Below are 20,724 nucleotides of genomic sequence, written 5' to 3' on the forward strand. Positions count from 1 at the left end.
GCATGTATGTCTCCTTTGTATAATTAGGGTGGTAACTATATTATACAAAAAAGAGAGCTGAGTGAAACATTTTTTTTAAATGTTACTCAGCTTTTTTTACAGAGATGGAAAAGAGAGAATATACAGAAGAGGAAAAAAAGTATCTTGAGGAAATGAAACTTAATATGGAGATAGAATTCTATCTTAATTCAATAGCACAAAAAACAGTAAAAATATATGACTATGAATTGTTGGAAGTATATAAGAATAATGCTGAACTATTAAAGGATAAAAATACAGTAGAAGTATATCCACAGCTTCAACAGGCGCTATTCAACCAAAAATTAGGAGAAGAAAAAGTAAAAGTAATAAATGAACTGGTAGAAAAATATAAGATAAATGATCTATTAAAAGAATATGTAAAGATAGAAAAAAAAGAAGAAAATAAATAAAAAGGATAAGATAAAAAAATATTACTAAATATATATTCCAAAAAAGAAGCTATTAAAATTGAAATTAAAAAATTAACAAACATAAATACAATTAAAATTTAAGAAGTAGATTATTTAACTAAAATTATTTCTTTATAGTAGAATCTAAAATAGTATACAGCCCTTAGGTTTTATGTTATACTAAATGTGTGAATTCTAATAAATTTAAAATATTAAAATGAATAATAACTGCTTTATATATCTGAAAATATTTGAAATATTCAGAAAAAGAGAAAATTAAAATTGAGCTGAGACAGACAAAGAAATTCTATCTTAGCTCTTTTCTTATACTTTTTGAAACATTAAATTTTCAATTACAGGAAAGTAATTAAAATCTTAATCAATTCATAGGATATAGAGTAATTTTTGGAGGACTTTTATGAAAAACATTCAAAGACATTTAATTTTTGTAATTATGGTAGGGATATGTGTTATTTTATGGAATCAAATTGTATTTATGAAATATGGAATAACTCTTTCAACATATTTGAAATATTCATCAGGTATTACAGAAAAGGAAAGGGATTACTTGAAGTTTCATAGTCCAATTCGTTTAGGAAGTGATATTACTGCTCCTCCAATTTCATATTATGATGAAACTACAGAGAAATACACTGGTTTAATTGTTGATTATGCAAACTTTCTGTCAATTGAAACAGAAGCTCCAATTACCATAAGTATGTATACTTTCTATGATTTAGTAGAAGCTTTGAGAAAAGAGGAGATTGATGTATGTGATGTATTTCCTAGTGAGAATAGGGCAAAGGAATTTGATCTTTCCATTCCAATATATCGATTAAAAACAGTTGTTATTTCACCCAAAAAAGGAAGCAATATACTAAAACCAGTAGAACTAGCTGGAAAGAAAGTAGCAGTACCAAAAGGAGATTTAGCAGCAGAATATATTACTAATCTTTTAAAGAAAGAAAAAAAAGAAACTGTTGAATTTGTTCCAGTAAATGATACAAAAACAGTTCTGGAACTTTTACAACAGGGGGTTGTTGATGCTGCAGTTGGAGATGAAGTTGTTGTTTCTACCTATTGGAAAGAATATGATGTTTATGAAACTCAGAAATATAATGTGATTCTCTTATATGAGAAAGATGTAGTATTAGCTGTGAATAAAGACTCTGATTTATTATTATCTATACTTAATAAAGGTATTTTACAGACAAAAAAAAATCATATTGTGCCAAAAGTTCAACAAAAATGGTTTGGAATTTCTGAGTCTATAAGAGGAGAAAAGAGAGACTTAGAATCTTTTATCAATATTGCTATTATTTTATTTATCTGCTTAATCAGTCTTTATGCATGGAATTATTTTCTGAAGAAAAGTGTGTTGCAGAAAACAAGAGAGATTGAAGAGAAGAAGGAAAATATCAGTATGATATTAAACAATCTGGATATAGCACTGTTTATTATAAATGAAACCTGTATGGTGATAGAATGTAATCGCGCTTCTTTGATTTTACTTTCTCAAAAGAGAAAAGATGTAATAGAAAAAAGTCTCTTTGAATTTTCTTTTTTATCTGAATTATTGGAACTATCAAAATATCCTCAATGGAAAATGAATCTTAGTCTTAAATTTAGAAATATAATAAAAAGCAAATGTTATGAGATCAAACTTTCCCCTTATATTTCAAGAGAGGAAAAGCTCAGAATACTGAGCATAGAAGATATAACAGAAAAGCTTATTATAGAAAGAAAGCTTCATCAAGAAAATAAGATGATAACAATAGGTCAGATATCAGCTGGTTTGGCACATGAAATTAGAAATCCTCTTGGAATAATAAGAAATGGGCTTTATCTTATTAAAATGAAAATATCCAGTAAGCCACAAAAAAAAGCTATCAATATGATGGAAAATTCTATTCAAAGAATTAACAATCTAATTGAACATTTACTTAGGTTTTCAAGAACAGCATCAGATAAATGTATCCAAGAAAATATTGAAACAATGGTAAGTAATATAATGACTTTTATGGAAACAAAATTAAAGGCTAAAAAAATTAATTACCATATAAGCTTAAAGGGAAATCCAGTAGTAACACTAAATACAGAAGCTGTTAATATTATTTTGATTAATCTTATTGAAAATGCAATTGATGCTTTTTCAGTAGATAAAGAGGATAATTTGATACAAATCTCTATCTCTTCTACAGAGAATTCGCTAGATTTTCTAATTGAAGATAATGGAGTAGGAATATTGGAAGAAGGGCTTCCATATATTTTTGATCCTTTTTACACAACAAAGGAAGGACATGGAACAGGACTTGGTTTATACCTTGTGTATAATGAAATCAAGAAGTACAATGGAGATATTTCAGTTGAAAGTCAATATGGAATAGGAACAAAATTTTTTATTTCTATTCATTTTTAAAAAAGGAGAATTAGATGTTTGCAGATTATAAAATTTTAATTGTAGATGATGAAGCAGATTATAGAGAGATGTTTTCTCTCATATTAGAGGAAAAGGGTTACTATGTTTATATGGCTTCTTGTATCATAGAAGCAAAAGAAATTGTCAAGAATCATAAAATTGATATGGTAGTGACAGATCTCATTATGAAAAATGAAACTGGAATAGAGCTTCTCCACTGGATAAAAGATTATGATAGTGATATAGGAGTTATCATTGTTACTGCATATGGAACGGTTGAAACAGCAGTTCAGGCAATTCAAGATGGAGCATATAATTATTTTATTAAAAGCAATGATCCAGAAACTCTGCTTTTAGATATAGAAAGGTTTTTACAGTTAAAGCAGCTGAAATTAGAAAATAATTTACTAAAAATTCAAAATAAAGAAGTATCTATGTTGGAATCGAATAACTCTGATATGCAAAATATACTGGACATATGTAAAAAAGTTGCAAAAAGTAAAATATCTGTTTTAATTCTTGGGGAGTCTGGGGTTGGGAAAGAAATTATAGCTAGATATATCCATGAAAAAAGTGAGAGGAGCTCTTTTCCATTTGTTCCTGTTAATTGTCAGGAATATTCAGAGGGAGTTTTGGAATCAGAATTATTTGGACATGAAAAAGGATCTTTTACAGGGGCTATTAAGCAGAAAATAGGAAAATTTGAAGAGGCAAGTCTGGGAACTTTATTTCTTGATGAAATTGCAGATGTTTCTATAAATACACAAGTAAAACTTTTAAGGGTACTGGAGGATAAGAAGATAGAACGTGTTGGGGGAAATAAAAAGTTGGATGTTAATATCAGATTGATTTCAGCAACCAACAAAAATACTTATGAAGCTGTTAAGAGTGGAATCCTTCGAGAAGATTTTTTATACAGAATTAATGGTATTATTATTCATGTTCCTCCTCTCAGAGAACGTCCAGAGGATATTGAAAGTTTTATTTATTTTTTTGTTAAAAAATTTGAAATGGAGTTGAAGAAAAAAATAGAATTTATAGATGAAGAAACTATGAATTTTTTAAAAAACTATCATTATCCAGGAAATATTAGAGAATTAAAAAATATAATTGAACGATTGATAGTATTGACAGAAGGCTCTGTTATTTCTTTTAAAAATGCAAAAAGATATTTAAAACCAACAGAAGAAGACGGAATTTCTCCTTCTTATGAAAATTTACGAGATGCTAGAAATCAATTTGAAATGGAATTTATACGTTCTAAAATCAAAGAATATAAAGGTAATCTATCTAAAACTGCAGCAGCTCTTGAGATCAGCAAACGACAGTTAAATAACAAGATTCTGGAATACAATCTCAGAGAATGGATTAAGTCTCTCAAAGAATAATTATATTTTATTTATAAAATATAATTATTAAAAACTAAAGAGTATTTCAAAAAAGTTTATGTCATAAAAAAGCTATATACTTCCAACATATAATTCCTCAAAGAATTAAAAAGTTAGGAAAAATGTTTCTTGGTTCAGGAAAAATATTTCCTGTTTTTTAGTGAAATTTAGAAGTGCTTTTTCCTTTTTAAACTAAAAATGTATCTTTTATTATTTGGCATAATAATTGCTTATATTAATTTTAAAAGTATGGAGAAGGCAAAGGAGGGGAAAAGATGACTACAGCAAGAAAACCTAAAATTTGGGAAGCTTTAGTTCCTATTGTAGGAATGGCAGTAATTATTGTTTATTCCATGTTAGTACTCAAAGTGGATCCACATATTCCAATTGTTATTTCAACTATACTTGCAGGAGCTATGGCGTTGAAAATAGGCTGCAATTGGTATGAGATAAGAAATGGAATGATTGAAAGTGTCTACAGAGCAGTAGAGGCTTTAATTATCGTTATGATTGTGGGAATGTTGATTGGTTCATGGGTTTTAGCTGGTTCTGTTCCAGCAATGATTTTTTATGGTTTGGAATTAATTTCACCTAAATTTTTCCTGCCTACTGGCTGCATCTTATGTGCAGTCGTATCTGTTGCAACTGGAAGTGCTTGGACCTCTGGGGGAACAATAGGAGTAGCTCTTATGGGAATTGGAACAGGTCTTGGAATTAACCCTGCACTTACAGCAGGAATGGTTATTTCTGGAGCATATTTTGGGGATAAGATTTCTCCTTTATCAGATAGTACCAATGTTGCTGCGGCTACTGCAGAAACTGACTTGTACTTGCATGTAAGATCAATGATGTATACAACCGTTCCAAGTTTTATAATAGCACTTTTATTGTATTTGATTATTGGATTAAGATATGATACCTCATCAATAAACTTGGAGAATATAAGATTGATAAAAGAGGCCCTTTCTACAACTTTTGTCATCAGTCCATGGCTATTAATACCTCCAATAGTAGTATTGATAACTGCTGTAAAAAAAGTTCCCGCCATTCCTTCTCTATTACTTGCAACAGCAGTTGGAAGCTTATTTGCCATGATTTTTCAAAAGGCAAGTCTTGTGGATGTTTTAGATGTTCTTCAAAATGGGTATGTAGGGGAAACTAGTGTCGAGATTGTAAATAAACTGCTTACTCGAGGAGGAGTAAATGGAATGTTATGGACAATTTCTCTAATTATTTTTGCTTTATGTTTTGGAGGAATTCTGGAACAGGCGAAATTTACTGAAGTAATTCTGGAAAAAGTAATAAAATATGTTCATTCAGTTGGAAGTCTTGTAGCTACAACTATTGTGACTGGAATTCTTTGTGATTTTGTTCTTACAGACCAGTATCTGGCAAATATTATTCCTGGAAGAATGTATTATAAAGTTTATGATGATATGGGGTTGGAAAGATATTATCTTTCCAGAACATTAGAAGATGGAGGTTCTCTATGGTCTCCTATGTTTCCATGGAATGGCTGTGGGGCATACCAGTCTGCTACTTTAGGAGTTTCTACTTTTGCTTATTTTCCTTATGCATTTTTAAGTTTAATAAACCCAATTGTTTCTATTGCTATGGCTTATATGGGAATAGCAGTATTCAGAAAAAAACTTCAAAGCCAGGATGTTGAAATTATTGAGGTGGAAAATTTAAATGAACTGGATGAAATTAGAAGTAAAATGAAAGAATAACAGGGGGAGTTTCATATACTTTTTTAACTGCATCTCTTCATGTAAAGAGGTGCAGTTATATTTTTTACAGCTGGAGAAATCCAGCAATTTTTATTTTAAGGAAATTTTCACATTATCTTTCTATTCCATCTCTAGCCATTAAACCCATGTTGTAATAATGTTTTATTTCTTTCATTTCAGTAACCAGATCAGCAGAATCTATCATTGCTTGTGTGGCATACCTTCCTGTAAGAACAAGTTCAACACTTTCAGGTTTCAATTCCATAAGAGCTAATACTTCGTCTTCACTAACTAAACCAAAAAAATGAGCTACACATATTTCATCTAATATGACAAGTTCATAATTTCCACAGATAAGAGCTTCTTTGGCTCTTTTTAATCCAGCTTTAGCTTTCTCTACATCTATCTGCTGTACATGCTCTTTAGAAATTATACAATTTTCTGTTCCAAATCTTTCTATAATAATATTATCTAATTTAGCAAATGTTCGAAGTTCTCCATATTCTTGTCCCTTCATAAATTGTCCAATATAGACATGATAATTATTTCCAAGTGCTCTTACAGCTAAACCAAGAGCGGCAGTAGTTTTTCCTTTTCCGTTTCCTGTATATATTTGAGTATATCTTTTCATAATAATTCCTCCTTTGGAAAAAGTTATGTTAAAAATCTGCATATTTAAAGGATATCACAAAAAAGAATACATAACAAGGAATTATATTACTTTGACTTTTTGGAGGATAAATTATATAATTTGCTATATAAGTCTTTAAAAAGGAGTGATGAAAATGACTAGAGAGAAATATTTTAAAGATTTAAAAAAGAGAATTGATGAAGTTTATTTAGATTTTAATAAGTCAGGAAAAGAAAAAATGGCAGAACTTGAAGAGATAAAGAAAATAATTTTAGATGAAAATATAAGAGATGAATATTTTGAAGACTTAAAAAAATATATAGAAATAAAGCTTGAATCAATAGGAGTTTTATGAGAAGAAAGAGCAGACTGAAAATTATAGCAAGTCTGCTTTTTGATTATAAAAAAGCTCTCTTTGAGAGAGCCTTTCATTAATATATTGCTTCTTGTTTAATTATTTTGTTATATGCAACAATAACTTTACTCCATTTTTCAAATTTAGTTTTCACAACATCTAATGTGAGTCTTTCTTCAGATAATGCAATTAAATGAAAAAGAACAAATCCAGCTGTATCAGCCCAGTGAATATTATAATCCTTTAAGTCGAAGTTGAAAAATGTTTCTGTTAGTTTATCTTTTATTGCTTTTGCTGAATAGTCAGGAGAGTGATAATCTACATTAATGAGTTCCTCTCCCCATATATTAGAGGATAGCTGCCATCTGTACATAGATTTTTGCTCTATTTTTATAATATAATAATCTTTTTCCTGCCAATCTGTGAATTTAACTTCAAATTCTTTCATAGTCATAATTCCACCTCCTGTTATTATTTTATATACTTCATAAAGTATATTCTGTCAATTATAAATTTATAAATATTAAATGTGGTGGAGATATTATTTTTTCTTTAAAAAGTTCTTAAAAATTTAAATTAAGATAATACTTGTAGATTATTTTTTATGAAAAAAGATTTTTTATAATAACTATATATGATATTCATAATTAAGAATACAGCAAAAAATTTTCTTTAGAAAACCTAAAGATGATATTTTAGAGAGAAGTTTTATTTTAGATTTAAAAAAAAGGTTTATATTTTTAAGAAAAAGAGGTATTATATATAAGGGGAAACTGTCTTATATATAGTTTAGTGATGAAAGGAAAATTGATGAATATAAATGAAAAAATATCTCTAAATGCAAGAGAAATAATGAAACTAGAAATAGAAGAAGCTGGAGGAAATGAGGTATTTTTCAGAGGAATTCCAGATGAAAATGGAATAGTTACAGAGGTTGAAGTACTTGCAAGGGGCAACAAGTATTCTGTACCAGCTATAATAAAAGCAATGAAAAAAGGAGAGGTTTTGATTCATAATCATCCCTCTGGTTTTTTATACCCATCTGATGCAGATGTTGAGATAGCTTCTATGTATTCTAATAGAATGGCAGGAGCATCATATATTGTAAATAATGGACTTACAGATATCTATATAATTGTAGAACTTTTTTCTGACAGTAATGTTGAAATAGATATAATACCATATTTTGAAAAAACTGGACTGTTATCTCAAACTTTCAAAGGATTTGAATATAGAGATGAGCAGCTCCATATGGCAAAACATATAGAGAATGGACTGAATAATGAAAAAAAAGTGATAGTTGAGGCTGGAACAGGAACAGGAAAAACTTTAGCTTATCTTATTCCAAGTGTAGAGTGGGCTATCAAAAATAAAAAAAGAGTAGTGATATCAACTAATACGATAAATCTTCAAGAGCAGCTTTTAAACAAGGATATTCCAATAGCTAAAAAAGTAGTTCAGGGAGATTTCAGATATATTCTTGTAAAAGGGCGGGGAAATTATCTTTGCAACAGAAAATATTTTAATCTTACTTTAGGAGAAAATGTAAATTTTGAAGAATTTTCAAATTCACAGAAAAATCAGTTTAAAGAAATAATTAAGTGGGGTAAAAAGACTGAAAAAGGAGATAAATCTGAACTTCCTTTTGAAGTAGATAACAGTGTATGGGAATTATTTCAAAGTGAAACAGATATTTGTGCAGGGGCAAAGTGTCCATATAAGGGAGAATGTTTTTTCTTAAAATCTCGTGAAGAAAAGAAAAATGCAGATATACTTATAACAAATCATCATATGTATTTTTCTGATTTAGCTATCAGAAAGGAAATAGGTTTCAATACAGAATATTCAATACTTCCCGAATATGGGTTAGTAGTATTTGATGAAGCACATAATATAGAAAAAGTTGCAAGAGATTATTTTTCTTATGAAGCTTCAAAATATAGTTTTACAAAAATAATGAATCAGATATTTGCAACAGAAGGAAAGAAAAAAAATACAGGAAGCTTGGATATATTATTAAATTATATAAAAAATACATCTTTGGACAGCAGAAGTATTTTAGAAAAAGAAATCAAAGAGATAAAAATAAAACATAAATCTTTATTTTTAGAGGGAAGAGAGTATTTTAACAATATAATAGAAGTATTTTCAAAAGGAGAAACAGGAACATTTACATTTAGAGCTAAAAAAGAAGAAATGGAGCACTCTCCTTTTCTCAGCAGTCTTATTGATTTTAGAGAAAAATTTACTTCTGAATATAACTCATATATGAGAAAAGTAAGAAGTTTAATAAAAGAAATAAGAGATGAAGATGATGAATTAGGAACTATAAATGATTTTATAAAATATACAGACAGACTGGAAAACTTTTTTAATAATTTCAGATTTATAAATGATTTTGATGATGAGGAATTTATCTATTGGATAGAAGTAAACAGCAGAAAAAGCAATTCTAAACTTGTGGCTACACCTCTTAAAATAGATAGTGAACTTCAAAAAAATCTATATATCAACTTAAAGCAGATAATATTTACATCTGCTACTATTGCTATTGGAAGTGATTTTTCATATTTTAAAGAATCAATAGGATTGGAAGAAGATACATTAGATAAAGTGATACATTCTCCATTTGATTATGATAAGCAAATGAAAGTGTATATTCCAGATGATATTCCTAATCCTTCTGATAGAGATTTTGTTGATGAGATTTCGGAATTTCTGAAAGCTTTATTGATAAAATCTAAAGGGAAAACTTTTGTTTTATTCACTTCATATTCAGCATTAAATTATGTTTATTATTTATTGAGAGATGATTTGGAAGCTAATGGAATAGAGCTTTTTATTCATGGTATGGCACCAAGAACTCACTTAGTAAATATGTATATGAATGGGCAAAATCCTGTTCTTTTTGGGACAGATTCTTTTTGGGAGGGAGTAGATATAAAAGGAAAACAATTAAGTTCAGTGATAATAGTAAAGCTTCCTTTTAAAGTTCCCAGTGATCCTGTTACAGAGGCTATAATAGAAAATATAACAGCTCAAGGAAAAAATTCATTTATAGAATATCAAATACCAGAAGCTGTAATAAAATTTAAACAGGGAATAGGAAGATTAATAAGAAGTAAAACAGATCATGGAACTGTTACTATATTAGATAATAGAGTTATTAATAAAAGATATGGGAAATATTTTATGGAATCTATTCCAACTAGAAATATTAAAATTGTCAGTAAATCAGCTGTATTAAAAGATATGGAAACTGACATTAAAGGTGGTTACAATGAAAAAATTTAATTTATTTGGCTTAAAATTTATGTTTGAAATAAAAAAAAGCGATAGAAATGATGCAGAAATATATTCAAGTTCATATAGCTTGAGAGAAAAAATTCTATATTTTATTCTTGTTATGTTTGTTATTGCTTTTAGTTCAAAGATATCTTTATTGTCTCGTAATAATAACTATAAAGTAGGAGATGTAGTAATTTCAGATATATATGCTCCTAAAACTATAGTATATAGAGACCAAAGTGCCAAGGAAAAAATAATAGAAGAAATGATACTAAAATCAGGAAAAGAATATATTTATTCTGCTGATGCAGGAAGGATATATCTTGAAACTTTTGATGATTTTTTTAATGATATTTATTCAATGAAGGAAAAAGAACATAATGATATAGACTTTAAAAGTTTGGAAAAAAATACTGGAAGAAAAATATCTGAAAGGATGATACAAGAGATACTTCGTTTAGATATAAATGAAATAAAAGAATTACAAAAGGAAACAAGAAGTTTTTTGGAAGCTCTTTATGAAAATGGAATTGTACAGGAAAAATCAATTATTAAGTATAATTCTCCTTATGATGAGAAAGTAAAAAAACTTCCAGAATTAAGTAAGCAAGTGGTTGAAACATTTGCAAGTCCAAACTATATTTATGATGAAGACAAAACTAAAAGATCTCTTCAGGAAAAGGTTTCACAGATAAATGATCAGTATATAGAGATTAAAGCAGGAACTTTAGTAGGAAAAAAAGGAGAAATTCTTAATGAAAGAAGAATAAAGATTTTAGAAGCTTGTGGTGTTTATTCTTATAAAAGAAGTACAGCTATAATTCTTGCTAATCTTACATATCTCTTTATAATAGCTACATTATTTTATACTGTAGTATTTAATAAATTTAAAAAAGAGATATTAAATAAAAGTTATTATAGGAGTGTATTACTAATAATAACAGCATTTTTCTTGATATTTAGATTTATAAATAATGATTTAATTTATCTTGTACCTATTGATACAGCATTATTCTTATTAATATTGTTGACAAATACAAGATATGCAACTCTCATATTTTCATTTATGATGTTGTTTTTAATGCCTATTATTGATTATGATCTCATATTCCTTGTGGTATATGTGGCTTCTTTATCATTTGGAGCATACTTAGTAAGAAAAGTAAATACAAGAGCAGGATTAATAGCTGTAGGAATTCAGCTTTCTATTTTAAAAATAACATTATTTCTCCTATTAAGTGCATTTTCACAAGTGGAAACATTTGGAGCAGCTTTAAAATCAGGAGAAATGGTCCTGGCTGGATTGGTTTCAGGAATGATAACAATAGCTCTTTTACCTTATTTTGAAAAGACATTTAATATTCTAACTCTTTTCAAATTGCTGGAATTAGGGGATCTTTCTCATCCATTACTGAAAAAACTGTCTATGGAAGCGCCAGGAACATTTCATCATTCTATGATGGTGGCGACTTTATCTGAAAATGCAGCAATGGCAGTAGGGGCAAATGCAATTTTTACAAGAGTAGCTTCTTATTATCATGATATAGGTAAATGTAAAAGACCAAAATTTTATGTAGAAAATCAACAGAATGGAGAAAATCCTCATAATAAAGTTTCGCCATTTATGAGTAATTTAATAATAACATCTCATACAAAAGATGGAGCAGAGATGGCAAAGCAATATCAGATTCCAAAAGAAATAAGAGATATAATGTATGAACATCAGGGAACTACATTCTTAGCTTATTTTTATAATAAAGCTAAAAGTCTTGATCCAAGTGTAACTAAAGAGGAATTTAGATACAGTGGCCCTAAGCCAAGAACAAAAGAATCAGCAATTATTATGCTGGCAGACTCCATAGAGGCAGCAGTTAGGTCAATAGATGATAAAACTCCAAGAGCCATGGAAGAAATGATTAGAAAAATAATAAGCAGTAAAATAGAAGATAATCAACTTTCAGAGGCAGATTTGACATTTAAAGAGATAGAAATAATTATACAGACATTTGTAAAATCTCTTGTGAGTATACATCATGTGAGAATAAAATATCCAGGTCAAAAATAATTAAATATAAAGATATTATAGGGAGAAAAAATGGATGTAGTTGTAGATATTTTACTAGAAATAGAAGGATATAGCAGCCTTATTGATGAAGAAGAAATGAAAAAATATATAAAAGAAGCTCTTGAAAGTGAATTTGAAAGTGATAGACCTGTGTATCTTTCACTGCTCTTTACAGGAAATGAAGAAATTCAAGTAATTAATAAGCAATATAGAGGAAAAGATCAGCCTACAGATGTAATATCTTTTGCATATCATGAAACAGAGGATTTTGATATCGGTCCTTATGATACCCTTGGAGACATAGTGATTTCTATGGAAAGAGTGGAAGAGCAGGCTGCAGAATATAATCACTCTCCTAAGAGGGAACTATATTATGTTTTGACTCATGGATTGCTTCACTTATTAGGATATGATCACATAGAAGAAGATGATAAAAAAGAGATGCGTATAAGAGAAGAAGAAATACTTGGACAATTTGGCTATACAAGAGAGATGTGATATTATGAAAAAAAACTGGAAGAAACATGGTGTTACAGATAGCTTCAATGCTGCTTTTGAAGGATTGTTTGAAGCTATACGAAGTGAAAGACATATGAAGTTTCACTGCTTCTGCACAATAATAGTTTTGATACTTTCATTATTTTTAGATTTGGGAAAATATGAAACACTTTCTTTAATAATAAGTATAACTTTAATGTGGATAGCAGAACTTTTTAATACAGCAATAGAAAGCTGTGTAGACATGGTGACAAAAGAATATCATCCTTTAGCAAAAAGAGCAAAGGATATAGCAGCAAGTGCTGTATTAGTTACAGCTCTTAATGCTCTTCTTGTAGGGTATATAATTTTTGAAAAAAAAATAACTCTTCAATTAAGAAGTGCTTTTTATATATTTAAAAATTCATATCAGCACACAGCATTATCTATTTTTGTAATTATCATAATAATTGTAATATGTTTAAAACTCTTATTTAAAAAAGGAACTCCTTTAAGAGGAGGAATACCAAGTGGGCATAGTGCTCTTGCCAGTTCTATTTTTACAATAATTACATTTTTAACAAATAATCCTAAAATATTTTTTCTTTCTTTAATACTTGTAGTACTTGTAATGCATTCCAGAATAGAAGGGAAGATACATACTCTTTTTGAAACGGTTATAGGAGCTTTCTTAGGGTGGGGAGTTACTTACTTGATTTTATTACTTTTAAAAATGTAGGTGATTAATATGCATACAGCAAAAGAATATATCATGCTTAGTATTTTATCCTATTGTAATTTCACTGAATCTGAATATGAAAAAACTATTCTTGAAATTTTTCAGCAAGATACAGCAAAAAGTATTTTCAATGGAACATTTATTATAATTAATCCTAAATATGATAAATTCTTTTTAGATTATTTTAGAGATATTTTAAATGAATGGAGAGTCTATTATGTAGATAATAGAACTGCTCAAAATCCTCTATCTACAAATACAGGATTTTATTCTGTTGTATTTAAAAAGGGAGAAAGTTATGTGGTAGCTTTCAGAGGGAGTGAAAAATATCCTCTTGAAGATGCTTATAAAGATTTCATAGAAACAGATCTTGCATTAGGATTTGGAAAAATACCCCAACAGTTTTATGAAGGAGTAGAAGTATATTATAAACTTATTAGAGATTTTAAAATACCTCATAACAATATTTCTCTGACTGGACATTCTTTAGGTGGAGGTATAGCCCAATATACAGTACTTATGGTAGATAAGTATTCTAAATATATTCCAAGAACATATATTTGGAATGGAGTTGGAATAAATAGAGATGGAATTATATCTGTATTAGATTTTATAGATCTTGATAAGATATTATCTGAAAATACTGATTTAACTCCAGATGAAAGAGAGAAATTTAAAGAAGTTGCACCTTCATATTTAGAATTTTTATCAAAAGAACTAAAAAAAATAGGTGCTATAAAGGACAGTAAAACAAGTTTAGTAAATAGATATGATGATGTTTATTTTAATATAGATGAAAATTTTGTAAAAAATCTGCTTAAAACTACAAATCTTGAAAAATGTTTTATGAAACTGCCTCTTTCAAGGAGGCGAGAGCTTTTGCTTAAAAAAAATTTTTTTGATGCTGTATTTCAGCTGGATAATATGGGAGAGCTTTTAGAAAAGGCTGAAAAATTTATAGAGAGAGTAAGAGATAATAATATTTATGAAAATAGAGTATTTAATTTTGGACACTCTAAAGACCTTACTAATTCACTATTTAAACATGTAGGTTCCTCATATCTTGTAGATAATAATTTTCATAGGAGAACATTCAAAAAGTATAATTTTTTAAATAATTTGCTGTTACTGACAAAATCTATACAAGATCATCATTTTGAAGATGTGTTTCTTCCCTTTTTAGAAGATGAGGGAGAGGAATGTGGCAATTTCTCAAATAAATTAAGTTTAAATTTTATAGCAAGTGCCATAAGAAAACTGATTACTATGGAATATTGTTTAGCTAAAGAGTTTTTAGGTGATTATTATAGTATGGCTGAAATAAATGAACAAAATTTTACTAGATTAAAAAGTCAAATGATACATGGAATGGAAAATATGGGAGCTGAACTTCCATATAAAAAACATATTATACATCAATTAAATGAAATGGATATAGATATTTTTTCTAAAGTTTGGGAAAAAACAAAGGCAAAGCTTGCCAGTCCTTATAAACTTCAAGATATTTTTGATGTCTTTGTATTTGAACCATATTAATTAATAATAAAAACATTTTATAATTTGTAGGAGGATTTTTTTATGAAATTTATTATTATCCTGTTATTTTCTTTGTTATTTCCTGCATGTAATGGAACTAAAACAGAACTTAATGAGAAGACAAAAGAAGTGGTAAAGGCAGAAAAAACATTGAAAGTGGCTTTGGGATATAAACCTCGTTCTTTTGACCCACATAGACACACAGACAGTTCTACTCTGGCTGTTACAAAACAGATATACAGCAATCTTTTTTCCCTTGATGATAATGGAGAGCTGATTCCTGAACTAGTAGAAAAGTATGAAACTCTACCTGATAATTCAATCATTCTGACTTTGAAAAAAGGTGTATTTTTTCAAGATGGAAATGAAATGAAAGCTGAAGATGTCTCAGCAAGTTTAAAAAGAAATTTAAATATTCCTATATCTAAGGTACTGGTAGAATCTATTAAGGATTTGATTGTACTAGATGACTATAGACTTAAAATAATTCAAAATAATGCACCAACTATACTTCTTCATAATTTTGCTCATTCATCAATAGCCATAGTAAAAGAAGTACCAGCTAATGAAGAAGGAATAAATATACTTGGAACTGGAGCATATAAAATAAAAAAATGGGGAATAGGAGAAAGGGTAGAGCTGGAATCTTTTGATAAATTTTTCCAAGGAGAACCTAAAATAAAAAATTTAGTATTTATGACTATTCCAGAGAATTCAAATAGACTGATAGCTCTTGAAACAGAAGAAATAGATATAGCATATGATATATCTTCAACTGATGTTAAAGGACTTTTAAAAAATGATAGTCTTAAACTCATAAGTAAATCTTCCTTAGGAACAGACTTTGTATCTATAAATACAAAAAAGATAACAGATAGAAGAGTGAGACAGGCAATAGAGTTGGGAGTGAATAAAGAGGATATATCTACAGCTGTTTTTGAAGGTATGACAGAGCTGGCTCCATCTCTTTTAGCACCAAGTGTATTTGGTTATGATAAAAATGTAAAATTAAAACCATATGATCCAGAAAAAGCCAGAAAACTTCTAAAAGAAGCTGGTTATGAAAATAACCTTAAATTAGAACTGTGGATATATGAAGAACCAACAAGAATGCAGATGGCACAGGTCATTCAATCTAATTTAAAAGAAATAGGAATAGATATTTCGATACAGGTACTTGAACTTTCCTCATTTCTTCAATTTACTGCAAATGGGCAGCATGATATGCTTATAGGTTTGTGGTATGTGAGTACAGGAGATGCTGACTATGGATATTATCCTCTTCTTCATTCAAGTTCAGCAGGAGCAGTTGGAAACAGAAGCTTTTTTTCTAATAAAGAATTTGATCATCTTTTAGATGAAGCAAGAATAACTTCCTCTATAGAAAAGAGAGAAAAAAATTATGCAGAAGCACAGGATATACTGTCTGAAGAAGTACCTCTTTTTCCATTGGATTATAAAGTATATATTATAGGAATGAATAAGAGAGTAGATGGATTTATATTTAATGCTAATGGAAATCACATTCTCTATAAAACAGATATCATAGAAGAAGGGAAATAAAAAAATGATTAAAAATTAATCAAAAAAATATTTAATACACTAATATGATAATAAAATTATAGGCATAAATGGAAAAAAATAACTGGAATTAAATTTTTTAAATAAATGGTCGATTTTAGATAAAAAAATTTAAAATTTCAATAGAAAAATAATTTATAAAAAAATAAACAGTTCTTTTATCAATAAAAATGTTAAAAAATTGGTCATTATTAATTAAAAATAATCCATAGCATAAATTTTATATATCTTCTTATTGCAAATAAAAAAACATTATGTTACTATTAAATTGAAGCTACAATAAAACTCACTTTATCAGAATCTGAGTTTTTACACTTGATGAATGAATGGAGGAATAAAATTATGGCAAAAAAAATAGTTTTAGCAGGAGCATGTCGTACAGCAATTGGATCTATGGGAGGAGCACTAAGTGGAGTTGCAGCAGCAGATTTAGGAGCACTAGTAATAAAAGAAGCATTAAACAGAGCAGGAGTGCCTGCTGAGAAAGTAGATCATGTATACATGGGATGTGTAATTCAAGCAGGGTTAGGGCAAAATGTAGCTCGTCAATCTTCTCTAAAAGCAGGATTGCCAATAGAAACACCTGCAGTAACAATCAATGTAGTTTGTGGTTCAGGATTAAATGCAGTAAATATGGCAGCAGCAATGATTCAAGCTGGAGAAGCTGATATTGTTGTAGCTGGAGGAACTGAAAATATGTCAGCAGCTCCTTATTTACTAAATAAAGCTCGTTATGGATACCGTTTAGGAAATGGAGAAATTATTGATTCAATGATAAATGATGCTCTATGGGATGCATTCAACAATTATCATATGGGAGTAACAGCAGAAAATATTTGTGACCAATGGGGACTGACAAGAGAACAATTAGATGAATTTGCAGCAGCAAGTCAGCAAAAAGCTGTAAAGGCTCAAGAAGAAGGAAAATTTGATGCAGAAATAGTTCCAGTAGTTATAAAAGGTAAAAAAGGAGATACTGTAGTTTCTAAAGATGAAGGACCAAGAGCTGGTACTACAGCTGAAGGAATTGCTAAATTAAAACCAGCATTTAAAAAGGATGGAATGGTTACAGCAGCTAATGCTTCAAGTATCAATGATGGTGCAGCAGCAATAGTTGTAATGAGTGAAGAAAAAGCTAAAGAACTTGGAGTTACTCCAATGGCTACTTGGATAGCTGGAGCTCTTGGAGGAGTAGATCCAAAAATTATGGGAATTGGACCAGTAACTTCTACTAAAAAAGTATTGGCAAAAACTGGAATGACAATAAATGATTTCGATTTAATTGAAGCTAATGAAGCTTTTGCAGCCCAATCACTTGCTGTAGGACATGATCTTGGATTTGACATAGCTAAATTGAATGTAAATGGAGGAGCTATTGCTCTGGGACATCCAGTAGGAGCTTCAGGATGCCGTATTCTTGTAACACTTCTTCATGAAATGGCTAAACGTGATGCTAAAACTGGTCTGGCTACACTTTGCATTGGTGGTGGAATGGGATGTTCTACTATTGTTAAGAGAGACTAATTTTATTCTTAAATAAAAATATAACATTTAATTTTAAATATAATGGATAAGGGCATAATTATGTTCTTATCCTAATTTAATGAAATTATGGGAGGTTTGTTTAATGAATTATATTACATATGAACAAGATGGATTTGTAGGAATCATAACTATCAATCGTCCAAAAGCTTTAAATGCACTTAACAGTGAGGTTTTAAAAGAATTAGATGCTTGTTTGGATGGAGTAAATCTAGAAACTACTAGAGCTCTTATACTAACAGGGGCAGGAGAAAAATCATTTGTTGCTGGTGCAGATATTGGAGAAATGAGTACTTTGACTAAGTCTGAAGGAGAAGCTTTTGGTAAAATAGGAAATGATGTTTTCAGAAAACTAGAAACTTTCCCTATTCCAGTTATAGCTGCTATAAATGGATTTGCACTTGGTGGAGGATGTGAAATATCTATGAGCTGTGATATCAGAATTTGTTCTGATAATGCATTATTTGGACAACCAGAAGTAGGGTTAGGAATAACTCCAGGATTTGGTGGAACTCAAAGACTTGCTCGTATCATAGGTGTAGGAAAAGCTAAAGAGATGATATATGCTGCAACTAATGTAAAAGCTGATGAAGCTCTGAGAATTGGACTAGTAAATGCTGTATATTCTTTAGAAGAATTGATGCCAGCAGCTAAAAAATTAGCTGGAAAAATAGCTAAAAATGCTCCTATTGCAGTTCGTGCTTCTAAAAAAGCTATAAATGAAGGACTAGATGTAGATATGGATAAAGCAATAGTTATTGAAGAAAAATTATTTGGAAATTGTTTTGAAAGTGAAGATCAAAAAGAAGGAATGTTAGCATTCTTAGAAAAAAGAAAAGTAGAAGGATTTAAAAATAAATAAAAGTCTTTAATTTTCAATTATAGAGTATCTCTATACATAATTTAATTGAATCAAAATATAAACAATTTTAGGAGGATGTAATTATGAAAGTAGGAATAATTGGAGCAGGAACAATGGGATCTGGTATTGCACAAGCTTTTGCACAAACTGAAGGGTATTCAGTAGCTCTTTGTGATATCAATGAAGAATTTGCAGCAAAAGGAAAAGCTAAATTAGCTAAAGGATTTGAAAAAAGAATAGCTAAAGGAAAAATGGAACAAGCATCAGCAGACGCTATTTTAGCTAAAATAACTACTGGAACAAAAGAAATATGTGGAGATTGTGACTTAATAATTGAAGCTGCAATTGAAAATATGGCTATTAAAAAACAAACTTTTAAAGAATTACAATCTATTTGTAAAGCAGATGCTATGTTTGCTACAAATACTTCTTCTCTATCAATAACAGAAATTGGTGCAGGATTAGACAGACCAGTTATAGGAATGCACTTCTTTAATCCAGCTCCAGTAATGAAACTTGTTGAAGTTATTGCAGGACTAAATACTCCAGTTGAAATGGTAGAAAAAGTAAAAGCTATATCTGAAGAAATTGGAAAAACTCCAGTTCAAGTAGAAGAAGCTGCAGGATTCGTAGTAAACAGAGTATTGATTCCTATGATCAATGAAGCTGTTGGAATCTATGCTGATGGTGTTGCTTCTGTAGAAGGAATTGACGCTGCTATGAAATTAGGAGCTAATCATCCAATGGGACCTCTAGCTTTAGGAGATTTAATAGGATTAGATGTATGTCTTGCTATTATGGAAGTTCTTCAATCTGAAACTGGTGATTCTAAATACAGACCTCATCCATTATTAAGAAAAATGGTAAGAGGTGGAAAACTTGGTCAAAAAACAGGTAAAGGATTCTACGATTATAGTAAATAATTAAATTATAAATTAAAAAAAGCTGTTGCAAATTAAAAATAGCTCAATTACTAAAAGCTGACTTGAAATTTTTTCATGTCAGCTTTTTCTATTAAAATAAAATTTGAAGATTATAGATTTGCCAGAATCATTAATAAATATCTTATAAAATTTTTTCTATGGAAGAATACTAATTAAATTAAAATATTTTAGAAAAAATGGAAGAAGAGATGAAATAAGTTTGGCTACATTTGCTCAGAAAGATGGTCAATATTATATGATAAATGATTCTAAAATAATATCTTCAGACAGAAAAACTACTTCTGCTGAGGACTTAGATGAACTTATTAGAAAGAATATGGTAGTAGAAGCTACCACTCATGAAGAGTTAGCTAAGAAAATAAATGTTCCAGCAGCTGCACTTATTGCAACTGTAAAAAAATTCAATGAATCTGTTGATAAAAAATCAGATGAATTTGGAAGAGATATATGGGAAAATAAAATAGATAAGGGATCTTTCTATGCAACATTACGTTTCCCTGCATTACATCATACTATGGGCGGAATAAAAATAAATGAAAATGCAGAGGTAATAGGAAAAGAAGGGAAGGCTGTACCAGGATTATTTGCAGCTGGAGAAGTTACTGGTGGAATACATGGTGCTAACAGACTTGGTGGAAATGCCATAGCCGACATTATTGTTTTTGGTAGAATTGCTGGTAAAAATGCTGCTAATGCAAAATAATAACTGAACAAAAACTTAGATTAGAGGCTGATT

Annotated in this window: 16 protein-coding genes and 1 pseudogene; 15 read left to right on the plus strand and 2 right to left on the minus strand. The window is 29.3% G+C overall.

The features are described 5' to 3' along the window. Nucleotides 1-89 precede the first annotated feature (89 nt). The 4 genes and pseudogenes from E6771_RS13640 to nhaC all read left to right on the plus strand — a co-directional run. A pseudogene (locus E6771_RS13640) lies at nt 90-431 on the plus strand (hypothetical protein); the annotation flags it as partial. 418 nt (nt 432-849) lie between these two features. Then, nucleotides 850-2,850, plus strand: a complete 2,001-nt coding sequence (locus E6771_RS13645) for a transporter substrate-binding domain-containing protein (protein ID WP_316091893.1) — start codon at nt 850-852, stop codon at nt 2,848-2,850. Between the two features lie 14 nt (nt 2,851-2,864). After that, a complete protein-coding gene (locus tag E6771_RS13650; RefSeq protein WP_316091894.1) occupies nt 2,865-4,238 on the plus strand; it encodes a sigma-54 dependent transcriptional regulator in 1,374 nt (457 codons plus the stop codon). 275 nt (nt 4,239-4,513) lie between these two features. Further along, nucleotides 4,514-5,968, plus strand: a complete 1,455-nt coding sequence (nhaC, locus tag E6771_RS13655) for a Na+/H+ antiporter NhaC (protein ID WP_316091895.1) — start codon at nt 4,514-4,516, stop codon at nt 5,966-5,968. A gap of 112 nt (nt 5,969-6,080) precedes the next feature. Here the strand turns inward: nhaC and E6771_RS13660 are convergent, their stop codons facing one another. Further along, a complete protein-coding gene (locus tag E6771_RS13660) occupies nt 6,081-6,599 on the minus strand; it encodes a cob(I)yrinic acid a,c-diamide adenosyltransferase (protein WP_316091896.1) in 519 nt (172 codons plus the stop codon). 154 nt (nt 6,600-6,753) lie between these two features. On the opposite strand from E6771_RS13660, the gene E6771_RS13665 reads away from it, so the two are divergent. Next, nucleotides 6,754-6,954 carry a hypothetical protein gene (locus E6771_RS13665; RefSeq protein ID WP_316091897.1) on the plus strand — a complete coding sequence of 67 codons (201 nt, stop codon included), beginning with the start codon at nt 6,754-6,756 and terminating at the stop codon, nt 6,952-6,954. Nucleotides 6,955-7,030: 76 nt separating this feature from the next. On the opposite strand, the gene E6771_RS13670 is transcribed toward E6771_RS13665, so the two are convergent. After that, complete coding sequence (locus E6771_RS13670; protein WP_316091898.1) at nt 7,031-7,408, minus strand: hypothetical protein; 378 nt, start codon at nt 7,406-7,408, stop codon at nt 7,031-7,033. 341 nt (nt 7,409-7,749) lie between these two features. Here E6771_RS13670 and E6771_RS13675 point away from each other — a divergent pair, with 341 nt between their 5' ends. The 10 genes from E6771_RS13675 to E6771_RS13720 all read left to right on the plus strand — a co-directional run bounded on the left by E6771_RS13675 (nt 7,750) and on the right by E6771_RS13720 (nt 20,691). Next, complete coding sequence (locus tag E6771_RS13675) at nt 7,750-10,248, plus strand: helicase C-terminal domain-containing protein (RefSeq protein ID WP_316091899.1); 2,499 nt, start codon at nt 7,750-7,752, stop codon at nt 10,246-10,248. Continuing rightward, nucleotides 10,235-12,307 (plus strand): HDIG domain-containing metalloprotein, encoded by a 2,073-nt coding sequence (locus tag E6771_RS13680; RefSeq protein ID WP_316091900.1) that lies wholly within the window; start codon nt 10,235-10,237, stop codon nt 12,305-12,307. Before E6771_RS13675 ends, E6771_RS13680 begins: the two co-directional genes overlap by 14 nt. Nucleotides 12,308-12,337: 30 nt before the next feature. Then, complete coding sequence (ybeY, locus tag E6771_RS13685) at nt 12,338-12,805, plus strand: rRNA maturation RNase YbeY (RefSeq protein ID WP_316091901.1); 468 nt, start codon at nt 12,338-12,340, stop codon at nt 12,803-12,805. 4 nt (nt 12,806-12,809) lie between these two features. After that, nucleotides 12,810-13,523 (plus strand): diacylglycerol kinase, encoded by a 714-nt coding sequence (locus E6771_RS13690; protein ID WP_316091902.1) that lies wholly within the window; start codon nt 12,810-12,812, stop codon nt 13,521-13,523. Nucleotides 13,524-13,532: 9 nt separating this feature from the next. Further along, entirely contained in the window at nt 13,533-15,059 is a 1,527-nt protein-coding gene (locus E6771_RS13695; protein ID WP_316091903.1) for a hypothetical protein, read from the plus strand. 42 nt (nt 15,060-15,101) lie between these two features. After that, the gene (locus tag E6771_RS13700) at nt 15,102-16,622 is read left to right on the plus strand and encodes an ABC transporter substrate-binding protein (RefSeq protein WP_316091904.1); all 1,521 of its coding nucleotides are present in this window, start codon (nt 15,102-15,104) and stop codon (nt 16,620-16,622) included. Nucleotides 16,623-16,982: 360 nt separating this feature from the next. Then, nucleotides 16,983-18,164 carry an acetyl-CoA C-acetyltransferase gene (locus E6771_RS13705; RefSeq protein ID WP_316091905.1) on the plus strand — a complete coding sequence of 394 codons (1,182 nt, stop codon included), beginning with the start codon at nt 16,983-16,985 and terminating at the stop codon, nt 18,162-18,164. Between the two features lie 103 nt (nt 18,165-18,267). Beyond that, nucleotides 18,268-19,044: an enoyl-CoA hydratase-related protein gene (locus E6771_RS13710; RefSeq protein WP_316091906.1), complete on the plus strand. Its 777-nt coding sequence runs from the start codon at nt 18,268-18,270 to the stop codon at nt 19,042-19,044. A gap of 83 nt (nt 19,045-19,127) precedes the next feature. Continuing rightward, nucleotides 19,128-19,967, plus strand: a complete 840-nt coding sequence (locus E6771_RS13715; protein WP_316091907.1) for a 3-hydroxyacyl-CoA dehydrogenase NAD-binding domain-containing protein — start codon at nt 19,128-19,130, stop codon at nt 19,965-19,967. Nucleotides 19,968-20,187: 220 nt separating this feature from the next. Continuing rightward, a complete protein-coding gene (locus tag E6771_RS13720) occupies nt 20,188-20,691 on the plus strand; it encodes an FAD-binding protein (RefSeq protein WP_316091908.1) in 504 nt (167 codons plus the stop codon). Nucleotides 20,692-20,724: the final 33 nt, after the last annotated feature.

Origin of the sequence: Fusobacterium sp. (assembly GCF_032477075.1) — a bacterium.
GTDB lineage: Bacteria > Fusobacteriota > Fusobacteriia > Fusobacteriales > Fusobacteriaceae > Fusobacterium_A.